At 65.2% G+C, this 9671-nt stretch carries 10 protein-coding genes; 7 read left to right on the top strand and 3 right to left on the bottom strand.

Annotation, left to right across the window (positions count from 1 at the left end):
- The coding region (locus G568_RS0113960; protein WP_026758616.1) for an IS5/IS1182 family transposase at nt 1–259 on the bottom strand (259 nt) is incomplete at its 3' end.
- Between the two features lie 284 nt (nt 260–543).
- On the opposite strand from G568_RS0113960, the gene G568_RS20590 reads away from it, so the two are divergent.
- From G568_RS20590 to G568_RS0113935, 5 genes are all read left to right on the top strand, one after another.
- Nucleotides 544–645 (top strand): isopropylmalate isomerase, encoded by a 102-nt coding sequence (locus G568_RS20590; RefSeq protein WP_211222260.1) that lies wholly within the window; start codon nt 544–546, stop codon nt 643–645.
- A 71-nt stretch (nt 646–716) separates the two neighbouring features.
- Complete coding sequence (gene leuC, locus G568_RS0113950) at nt 717–2120, top strand: 3-isopropylmalate dehydratase large subunit (protein ID WP_026758615.1); 1404 nt, start codon at nt 717–719, stop codon at nt 2118–2120.
- The gene (leuD, locus tag G568_RS0113945; RefSeq protein ID WP_026758614.1) at nt 2120–2725 is read left to right on the top strand and encodes a 3-isopropylmalate dehydratase small subunit; all 606 of its coding nucleotides are present in this window, start codon (nt 2120–2122) and stop codon (nt 2723–2725) included. Before leuC ends, leuD begins: the two co-directional genes overlap by 1 nt.
- A gap of 303 nt (nt 2726–3028) precedes the next feature.
- Nucleotides 3029–3862, top strand: a complete 834-nt coding sequence (locus G568_RS20715) for a hypothetical protein (RefSeq protein ID WP_026758613.1) — start codon at nt 3029–3031, stop codon at nt 3860–3862.
- A 17-nt stretch (nt 3863–3879) separates the two neighbouring features.
- A complete protein-coding gene (locus tag G568_RS0113935) occupies nt 3880–4953 on the top strand; it encodes an endonuclease/exonuclease/phosphatase family protein (protein ID WP_245582950.1) in 1074 nt (357 codons plus the stop codon).
- A 2-nt stretch (nt 4954–4955) separates the two neighbouring features.
- Here the strand turns inward: G568_RS0113935 and G568_RS18910 are convergent, their stop codons facing one another.
- A complete protein-coding gene (locus G568_RS18910; protein ID WP_037374208.1) occupies nt 4956–5864 on the bottom strand; it encodes a Rossmann-fold NAD(P)-binding domain-containing protein in 909 nt (302 codons plus the stop codon).
- Nucleotides 5865–5970: 106 nt separating this feature from the next.
- On the opposite strand from G568_RS18910, the gene G568_RS0113925 reads away from it, so the two are divergent.
- Both G568_RS0113925 and leuB read left to right on the top strand, forming a co-directional pair.
- On the top strand, nt 5971–6867 hold the full coding sequence (locus G568_RS0113925) for a LysR family transcriptional regulator (protein ID WP_026758611.1): 897 nt from the start codon (nt 5971–5973) through the stop codon (nt 6865–6867).
- A gap of 60 nt (nt 6868–6927) precedes the next feature.
- Nucleotides 6928–8034: a 3-isopropylmalate dehydrogenase gene (leuB, locus tag G568_RS0113920; RefSeq protein ID WP_026758610.1), complete on the top strand. Its 1107-nt coding sequence runs from the start codon at nt 6928–6930 to the stop codon at nt 8032–8034.
- Here leuB and G568_RS0113915 read toward each other — a convergent pair.
- Nucleotides 8031–9626 carry a Na/Pi cotransporter family protein gene (locus G568_RS0113915; protein ID WP_026758609.1) on the bottom strand — a complete coding sequence of 532 codons (1596 nt, stop codon included), beginning with the start codon at nt 9624–9626 and terminating at the stop codon, nt 8031–8033. The two genes, leuB and G568_RS0113915, sit on opposite strands and share 4 nt — an antisense overlap.
- Between the last annotated feature and the right edge of the window lie 45 nt (nt 9627–9671).

Here is a 9671-nt window from a genome sequence, read left to right as displayed (position 1 = left end):
CCAGGTCGACCAAATGCAGCAGGCTCTCGACGAAGCCTGTGGTCTGGCGTAGCGCCATGCCGAACAACACTTTCATCGTCAAGCATGTCTGGATAGCGGTGTCGCTGTAGGTCTGCTGCCGACCGCGCTTACCGGTCGGCGCAGCCTCCCAGATCATCTCCGGGTCAAACCAGACTGTCAGCGAGCCACGGCGCTTGAGCGCTTCGTTATAGGCCGGCCAGTTCCTGGTCTTGTAGGTTGGGGGTGTGGGTCTGCTCATGTCGCCCAGCTACCACACTGGATTCGCGACATGAATCCCTCACGCGCTTTGTGCAACAGAGCCCAACTGGTGCTTTTACTGTGTTGGCTTAAATGTTTAGCCACGTCCGCGGCTTTGCAAACTTCGCTCCCTGCACCATACCTGCCGTTCGACTACAGTGCAGCATTGGTCACTCTGGCCTCGGAGCGGTCGTTGCCACTCCGCGCCTCGGGATCGGCTGTCTGCACCATTTGCTGCAAAGGGCCCCGCAAACAACCTGCGCCCTTGATAGACGGGCCCGCGCGATGTATCTGGCAGGGATGACACGGATTTTCGACATCGATGATCGCGCCCGCCTGCGAGAGCGGTTTTTCGGCGCGTCGCTGACGGTACTGGCGCGCCTATAAGGCGGATGCGCCCCAAAATCCCTGTCGCTTCGGCGATGCCCTGCTAACAGAATTCGAACGGGAGAGGACCAATGTCCCCCAAGACCCTCTATGACAAGATCTGGGATGCTCACCTCGTGGACGAGGCCGAGGATGGCTCGAGCCTGCTGTATATCGACCGGCACCTGGTGCACGAAGTGACCAGCCCGCAGGCCTTCGAGGGCCTGCGCATGACCGGCCGCAAGGTGCGCAACCCGCAAAACACCATCGCCGTGCCCGATCACAACGTGCCCACCACGCCCGACCGCGTCGATGGCATCAAGAACGAAGAAAGCCGCATCCAGGTCGAGGCGCTGGATCGCAACGCGCAGGACTTCGGCGTGAACTACTACCCCGTGTCGGACATCCGGCAGGGCATCGTGCACATCGTCGGCCCCGAACAGGGCTGGACCCTGCCGGGCATGACGGTGGTCTGCGGCGACAGCCACACCGCCACCCACGGCGCATTCGGGGCGCTGGCCCACGGTATCGGCACGTCCGAGGTTGAGCACGTCCTGGCCACCCAGACCCTGATTCAGCAGAAATCGAAGAACATGAAGGTCGAGATCACCGGCAAGCTGCGCCCCGGTGTCACGGCCAAGGACATCACCATGGCGGTGATTGGCGCCACCGGCACCGCAGGCGGCACCGGCCACGTGATCGAGTATTGCGGCGAGGCGATCCGTGAGCTGTCGATGGAAGGGCGCATGACCGTCTGCAACATGGCGATCGAAGGCGGCGCGCGCGCCGGCCTGATCGCACCGGACGAGAAAACCTTTGACTACGTCAAGGGCCGCCCCCACGCCCCCAAGGGCGCCCAGTGGGAAGCCGCACTCGCGTGGTGGAAGACGCTTTATTCCGACCCGGACGCGCATTGGGACAAGGTCGTTACCATCCGCGGCGAGGACATCGCGCCGCTGGTGACATGGGGCACCTCGCCCGAGGACGTGCTGCCCATCACCGCCAACGTTCCCGCGCCCGAGGATTTCACCGGCGGCAAGGTCGACGCGGCGCGCCGCGCGCTGGAATACATGGGCCTGACGGCCGGCCAACCCCTTAGCGACGTGGAAATTGACACCGTCTTTATCGGCTCGTGCACCAATGGCCGGATCGAGGATCTGCGCGCCGCGGCCAAGGTCCTCAAGGGCAAGAAGGTCAAGGAAGGGCTGCGCGCCATGATCGTGCCCGGCTCGGGCCTCGTGCGCGCCCAGGCCGAAGAAGAAGGCCTTGCCGAGATTTTCACCGAGGCGGGATTTGAATGGCGCCTCGCGGGGTGTTCCATGTGCCTTGCCATGAACCCCGATCAACTCGCCCCCGGCGAGCGCTGCGCGGCCACCTCGAACCGCAATTTTGAGGGCCGCCAGGGCCGCGGCGGGCGCACCCACCTGATGAGCCCGGCGATGGCCGCCGCCGCGGCGGTAACCGGCAAACTGACCGATGTGCGGGAGATGATGTAATGCAAAAATTCGACAAACTCACCGGCATCGCCGCGCCCATGCCGCTCATCAATGTCGATACCGACATGATCATCCCCAAGCAGTTCCTCAAGACGATCAAGCGCTCGGGCCTTGGCGTGAATCTGTTTGACGAGATGCGCTATGACGGCGATGGCGCCGAGATCCCCGATTTCGTGCTCAACAAGCCGCAGTATCGCGAGGCGGAAATCCTGGTGACGGGTGATAATTTCGGCTGTGGCTCGTCGCGCGAACACGCGCCTTGGGCGCTGCTGGATTTCGGCATTCGTTGTGTCATCGCGCCCAGTTTTGCCGATATTTTCTACAACAACTGCTTCAAGAACGGCATCCTGCCCATTGCCCTGCCGCAAGAGCAGGTCGATATCCTGATGAAGGACGCCGAGAAGGGCGCGAACGCGCGCATGGATATCGACCTCGAGGCGCAGACGATCACCACCTCGGATGGCGAGGTGGTCCGCTTTGACATCGACCCGTTCCGCAAGCATTGCCTGATCAACGGGCTGGACGATATCGCGCTGACGCTGGAAAAGGCGCCCGCCATCGACGCGTTCGAGGCCCGCGCCGCCGCCGCGCGCCCTTGGGTCTGAGGGGCGACGTTTTCGCATGACAGGGCCCCGGCGCAACCGCCGGGGTATTTGTATTATTGGCCCTGATGGCCACAATATGTTGTATCATTTTGATTTTTAGACGTTTTTGTCGCCCCGAATGGTGCATTGTGGCACCACTTCCCCACGTATTGCGCCTCCAAGCCTTTGACATGCTTGAGTGACCCGTCGAAACAAGGCAAAAATCAGGCGATAATGAGGCAAGCCGCATAACGTAAATGCGGGTCAAGTTGGAAACAGGGCGCGGCAATGAATCGCGTTCGGCCAGTTTGAAGGGATCGGGCAGTGATCGTATCTCTGACAGGCGCGCTGATGCGCGCTATTGCCGTTGCGGTGCTCGTTGTGCTGCCAACGGTGCTGTTGCCCGCCAAGGCGGGCGGCGCCGACCAGATCATCGTTCTGGTCGCGCTTTTGGCGTCGTTATTGACCTTCCTGGAATACAACACGACCTATCCCAGCATGATCGAGTTCCGCTACGCGCCGCCCTATAACCGGCTGCGGTTTGCGGCTCTTGCGCTGACGGTCATCGCGCTGACGCTTATCTTGCGACAGCCTGCCACCCCGTCGATTGGCGGCGCTCTCTTGCGCGAGTTGGCATCGCTGCTGGGCCGGTTCATGGATTTCCCCTATTCCCCGGTGCGCCTCGTGCTGCACTTGCTGCCGGACGGGACCGCGGCCAGGCACGTCGCCCTGATGCGCGACATGGCGGCGCTGTCCTACACGGCCTCGATCCTGATGGCGGTCGTGTTCATCTGGGTGCTCAGGGCGCTTGGCTGGCCCGCGCGCAGCGGCGCCTTCAATGTCTGGATCAATCTGCCGATGCTCAGCCAGACAACCAACAGCGATATCGTGCCACGCATGCAGCTTCATGCGCTTCTTAACATGTTGTTAGGGATGTTCCTGCCATTCTTTGTGCCCGGCGTGGCGATGACCATGTCGGCCCTGACCGGCGCGATCACGCCGTTGGGGCCTCAAACCATGATCTGGGCGCTGACGCTATGGGCCTTTCTGCCTGCCGGGCTTGTGATGCGCGGCATTGCCATCAACCGGATCGCTGTGATGATCCTGCGCAAGCGTCATCGCGGCAGTACCGCCGCCAGTGCCGTCACCGCCGCCTGACCCCGTGGCGGCGCGCCGTGGCGGGCGCGCTGTTGCTGACGCTGCTATGTGCCGCGCCTGCGCGCGCGGACGTGCTGCGCATCGCCACCTACAACACCGATCTTGAGCGCGATGGCCCCGGCCTTTTGCTGCGCGATATCCTGCGCGGGCAGGACGCGCAGGTTGATGCCGTTGCCCGCGTGATCGCGGCGGCCGCGCCCGATATCATCGCCCTGCAAGGGGTGGATTTCGATTACCACGGGCTGTCGCTCCGGGCGCTTCGGGGGCGCCTTGCGCAATCGGGTTGGCCAATGCCGCATCAGTTTGCCCTGCCGCCCAATACCGGGCTGCCCACTGGCCTTGATATGGATGGCGACGGGCGGCGCGGCACACCGCGCGATGCGCAAGGCTATGGCCGTTTCGCGGGGCAAGGGGGCATGGCGATCCTGTCGCGCCACCGGATCCTTGCGGACAAGGCGCGCGATTTCTCGTCGCTGCTTTGGCGCGACCTGCCCGGCGCGCTCTTGCCGCTCAAGAACGGCCGCCCGTTCCCCTCGGTCGCCGCGCAGGCGGTGCAGCGGCTGTCGTCGGTGGGGCACTGGGCGGTGCCCGTGCGGGTGCGGGGCCGCGATCTATGGCTGCTGAGCTATCACGCCGGCCCGCCCGTGTTCGACGGCCCCGAGGATCGGAACGGCCGCCGCAACCATGACGAAACGCGCTTCTGGTCGCTATTCCTTGATGGCCAGTTCGGCGCGCCGCCCGATGGCGCCTTTGTCCTCATGGGCGGTACCAACACCGACCCGGCCGATGGGCAGGGGCGGGCCGGTGCGCTCAATACGCTGCTGTCCGACCCGCGCCTGCGCGATCCCCGCCCAAAGGGGCGCGGCGATACCGCTTCTGATGCCGCCCATACCGGCGATCCGGCGCTGGACACGGTCGATTGGCCCGGCCCCGTTCCCGGCAATCAGCGGGTCGATTACGTGCTGCCTTCGGCCGAATTGGCCGTGCGTGGCGCGGGCGTCTTCTGGCCCGCGCCGGGTGATCCGATGGCCGAGCCCGCCGCAACCGCCAGCCCGCACCGCCTTGTCTGGATCGATGTGGAGTGGCCCTAGGCTTATCCCGCCGCAGCTCGCGCCGCGCCGCCCGCCGCGTGAACCGCCCCCGGCAAATGCGCCGTTGCTGCGCGCAGGGCGCCGTCCGCTGGCGTGACCCGGAAATCGGGCAGCAATGCCTTGAACTTCGCATCATTCAGCCGGTGCGGCGTGTCCCACAGGTAGCGCATTTCGAACAGGTGCTTGGCCATCGGCATGAATGGCCACGCCAGCCTGAATGGCCACCACGCCAATGCCCTGACATGCACGTCATGCCCCCGCACGCGGGTCAACGCCTGCGCCATCTCGTGCCCGGTCATCGTGATCCCGGCAAATGGCACATCCTCGAACCGGCGCAGGCTATCGCGCCGCTCGGCCAGGGCCACCGCCGCCCGACCCAGATCGGGCAGGTACGCCCACGCATGCGGAATGTCGGGGTTACCCGGATACCGCAGCACCCCGCGCGGCACCTTGGTGGCCATCATCAAATCGAACCAGTTGCCAGACGCCTCGGTATCCAGGAAATCGCCCGCCCTCAGAATGATCGTGCGCACGCCGTCAGTGCGATAGGCGGCCTCCATGTCGATCCGCAACCGGCCCAGAAGGTTGGTCGCGCGGTGCGGTGTCGTCTCGTCCCACGGCATCCCCTGATCGGGGCCGAAAACATAAACGTTGCCGGGCACGATGACCGTGGCGTCATTGGCCAATGCTGCGCGCCGTACCTGCGCGTGCATGCCCGCAAGCTGCGCGGCCCAGTGATGATAGGGCGGGTTCCACCCCATTACGATCACGTCGGCGCCGCGTGCGGCCTTGTTCAGATCGTCCTGCCCGCGCGTGAACCCGCGCACCTGCCATCCCGCTTTTGCAAAGGCCTCGGACGCCGTGCGCCCGAACCGGCCGCTTTGGCCCAGTATCAAAACCGTCTTTCCCATTTTCGCGTCCTTTCATCGTGTTTGGCATTGAAGGTGCCGCCAAAACTACGCCGCAAATATTTGAACGGTAATTGCCAAAAATTTCCTATCTGCTATTCATAATTGAATGGAAAAAGCCCTCAGAACCCTTGATTGGTCCCTTGTCCAAGGCTTCCTCGCCGTGGCCGAGGCCGGCTCGCTTTCCGGCGCGGCGCGACGACTTGGGCGAAGCCAACCAACCCTTGGTCGGCAGATCCGCCAGATCGAGGCGCAGCTTGGCGTGGATCTGTTCAAACGCCACCCGCGCGGCCTTGCGCTTAGCGATGGCGGCGAGGCCCTGCTGCCCGCCGCGCAGCGCATGCGCGACGCCATCGCCGATATTACCCTGACGGCGGCGGGCCGTGATCGTGCCCTCGAAGGCGCCGTGCGCATCACTGCAAGCGAGGTCGTGGCGTTCCACCTTCTGCCGCCGATTATCGCCAATATCCGCCAGGCGCTGCCGCGCCTGCGAATTGATCTTGTCGCCTCGGATACCAGCGACAACCTGCTGTACCGCGATGCCGATATCGCCGTGCGCATGTATCGCCCGCAGCAGCTTGATATCGTCGCACGCCAGATCGGCGAGATGCCCATCGGGATCTATGCCGCCCATAGCTACCTGAATCGCGCCGGTGCGCCCAAGAGCATTGATGCGCTGCCCAACTTCGATCTGGTCGGTTTTGACCGCAGCGATTTGATCTTGCGGCGCATGCGCGACATGGGCTGGCCCGCCACGCGCGATTGGTTCACCACCCGGTGCGACAATCAATTGGTGTCCTGGAGCCTTTTGTGCGCCGGCTGTGGCATCGGGTTCGCGCCGCTTGCCTTGGGCCAAGGCGAGCCGCGCGTGCGCCGCCTGCTGCCCGATCTGGACCTGCCCGCGTTGCCGGTCTGGCTGGCTGCGCCGCAGGCCACTCGCCGCACGCCGCGTATCGCGCGGGTCTGGGACATGCTGGCGGCCGGGTTGGGCGACGTGCTTTCTTGACCCTCCGCGCGCCAACGGCTACCCCATGCGCAACCGTTTCCCAGACAAAGGATACCGCTCATGACGACCGCCTCGCTTCTTATTCTGCCCGGTGACGGGATCGGCCCCGAAGTCATGGCCGAAGTGCGCAAGATCATCGGTTGGTTCGGCGACAAGCGCGGCATCGATTTCGACGTAAGCGAGGATCTCGTCGGCGGAGCGGCCTATGACGCGCATGGCACCCCCCTGCACGATGACACGATGGCCAAGGCGCAAGAGGTGGACGCCGTCCTTCTGGGCGCCGTGGGCGGGCCGAAATACGACGCGCTCGATTTCAGCGTCAAGCCCGAGCGCGGCCTGCTGCGCCTGCGCAAGGAGATGGACCTGTTTTCCAACCTCCGCCCCGCGCAATGCTTCGATGCGCTGGCGGATTTCTCGTCGTTGAAAAAGGACGTGGTTGCCGGGCTCGACATCATGATCGTGCGCGAACTGACATCGGGCGTCTATTTCGGCGAGCCGCGCGGCATCTTCGAGGAAGGCAACGAGCGTGTCGGCATCAACACGCAGCGCTACACCGAATCCGAGATCGCCCGCGTCGCGCGCTCGGCGTTCGAGCTGGCCCGCAAGCGTGGTAACAAGGTCTGTTCGATGGAAAAGGCCAACGTGATGGAATCGGGGATCCTGTGGCGCGACGTGGTGCAGGAAATCCACGATGCCGAATACCCCGATGTCGAGCTGAGCCACATGTATGCGGATGCCGGCGCGATGCAGCTGACCCGCTGGCCCAAGCAGTTTGACGTGATCGTCACCGACAACCTGTTCGGCGATCTGCTGTCGGATCTGGCCGCGATGCTGACCGGCTCGCTTGGCATGCTGCCCTCGGCCTCGCTGGGTCTGCCGATGGCCAATGGCCGGCCCAAGGCGCTGTACGAGCCGGTGCACGGCTCGGCCCCGGATATCGCGGGGCAGGGCAAGGCGAACCCGATCGCCTGCATCCTCAGCTTTGCAATGGCGCTGCGCTATTCGTTCGACCTTGGCGATGAGGCGACCCGCCTTGAAAACGCCGTGGAAAAGGTGCTGGCCGATGGCCTGCGCACGGCGGACCTTCTGGGCGAAGAGGGGGTCACCCCCGTCTCGACCAGCGAAATGGGCGATGCCATCGTCGCCGCGCTCGACGCCGGGCTTTAATCCTCGCTCTGGGCCAAGGACGGTGCGGCATTGCTTGCCGTGCCGTCGTAGTTGGCGATGCGTTCGGCATGATCCACCGTGCGGTGCAGCCAGCGCATCGCGTCGGTCCGCTCGAACATGTCCGCCACGCTGATCGTGCCGACATGCTCGCGCAGCAACGTCGCGCGCCGGTGCCGGTTCGCGCGCCGGGCCACGTAGCCCGACAGCCACGCCAGCCGCGACGCCTGTGCCGCCGGCTGACCCTCGGACGCCGCCCGCGCCAGCGTTGCGCCAAAGAGGCGCGCCGCCCGCGCCACGCCCGGATCGTCCAGCAGCACCGCGATCATTGCGCGCCGTTCCATGCGCCGCAGCATCCGCGTCAGGTGATCGGCCTGGTGCAGCAGTGCGGCGTGCCGCTCACGCGCATGGGCGTGGTCCGGGGCGATCTGTATCCGCGCGGCATAGGCCTCGGCTCGCTCCAGCGCCGGCCGCACCCGCGCATCGACTGCCGCCAGCGCCCGCATGTCCGGCGACGGCGACAGGGCCTTTCCCAACGCGCTGAACGCCTCGCAGGCCAATTTACTCAGAACCGTGTGCAGCGCATCCATCGCCGCGCTTTCATCGGATAGAAGGGCGGGGTCCAATGCCTCGGCCGGGTCGCCCGGCCGTTGCTCGGGGATCAGGCGTTGCACCAGCCGCCCGAACCGCGCGGTGATTGGCAGAAAGATCATCGCGCCTACCACGTTGAACGTGGTGTGAAACGCCACCAGCGCCGTTTGCGCGCCCGCGCCCGCCGCCACCTGCGCGAACAGCGGCGCACTCAGCCCTAGTAGCGGAAACGCCACAACCGCCGTACCTGCATTGAACATCAGGTTCGCCACCGCCGTTTGCCGCATCGCGCGCGATCCCCCCAGCGTCGCCAGCATCGCGGTGAACGTGGTGCCCAGGTTCATCCCGATCACCATCGCCGCGGCCTGCGCGAACGCGATCGCCCCGCTACCAAGGAAAACCAGAACCACCGCCAGTGCCGCGCTTGATGATTGCATGACCAGCGTCATCGCCAGCCCGATCGCCAGCAATTGCACCTGCGCCCACATACCGGCCCCCGGCAGGCTCTGCGGGGTGACGGCGTCGCCGAACCGCGCCGCGCCGTCCTGCATAAGGTCCAGCCCGATAAACAACAGGCACAGCCCTGCCGCCACCCGCCCGATCCGCGCGCGCCGCCCCGTGGTCAATAGCGCCACCAGGCTGGCCACGAACAACGCCGGCATCGCGACGCTCCCGAGGTGTAGCTTGAACCCAAGCAGCGTCACCATCCACCCGGTTGCGGTGGTGCCGATATTGGCGCCGTAGAGGATACCCAGCGATTGCGGCAGGCTCAGTAGCCCGGCGCCGACAAACCCCACCGTCATCACCGTTGTCGCACTGGACGATTGCACCGCCGCGGTGGCCGCCGCCCCCGTCGCCACCCCCGATAGCGGCGTCCGGGTCGACCGCGCCAGCAATACCCGTAGCCGCCGCCCCGATGCCTCGCGCAGGGCCTCGGTCATGATTTTCATTCCGAACAGGAACATCCCAATCCCGCCCAGAACCAGATAGATATCGCCTGCCATGCACTGCCCTCCGCGGCCATACTGGTCCGTGCGTCATGCGCTGGC

This window comes from Sediminimonas qiaohouensis DSM 21189 (genome assembly GCF_000423645.1).
GTDB lineage: Bacteria > Pseudomonadota > Alphaproteobacteria > Rhodobacterales > Rhodobacteraceae > Sediminimonas > Sediminimonas qiaohouensis.
Note: the sequence above shows the minus strand (reverse complement) of the source record. Positions and strands in the feature narration are given on the sequence as shown.

Excerpts from the sequence above, each read along its gene's own strand:
- G568_RS20590 (WP_211222260.1), top strand. The coding sequence starts at position 544 with ATGTATCTGGCAGGGATGACACGGATTTTCGACATCGATGATCGCGCC.
- leuC (WP_026758615.1), top strand. The coding sequence starts at position 717 with ATGTCCCCCAAGACCCTCTATGACAAGATCTGGGATGCTCACCTCGTG.
- leuD (WP_026758614.1), top strand. The coding sequence starts at position 2,120 with ATGCAAAAATTCGACAAACTCACCGGCATCGCCGCGCCCATGCCGCTC.
- G568_RS18910 (WP_037374208.1), bottom strand. The coding sequence starts at position 5,864 with ATGGGAAAGACGGTTTTGATACTGGGCCAAAGCGGCCGGTTCGGGCGC.
- G568_RS0113925 (WP_026758611.1), top strand. The coding sequence starts at position 5,971 with ATGGAAAAAGCCCTCAGAACCCTTGATTGGTCCCTTGTCCAAGGCTTC.
- leuB (WP_026758610.1), top strand. The coding sequence starts at position 6,928 with ATGACGACCGCCTCGCTTCTTATTCTGCCCGGTGACGGGATCGGCCCC.
- G568_RS0113915 (WP_026758609.1), bottom strand. The coding sequence starts at position 9,626 with ATGGCAGGCGATATCTATCTGGTTCTGGGCGGGATTGGGATGTTCCTG.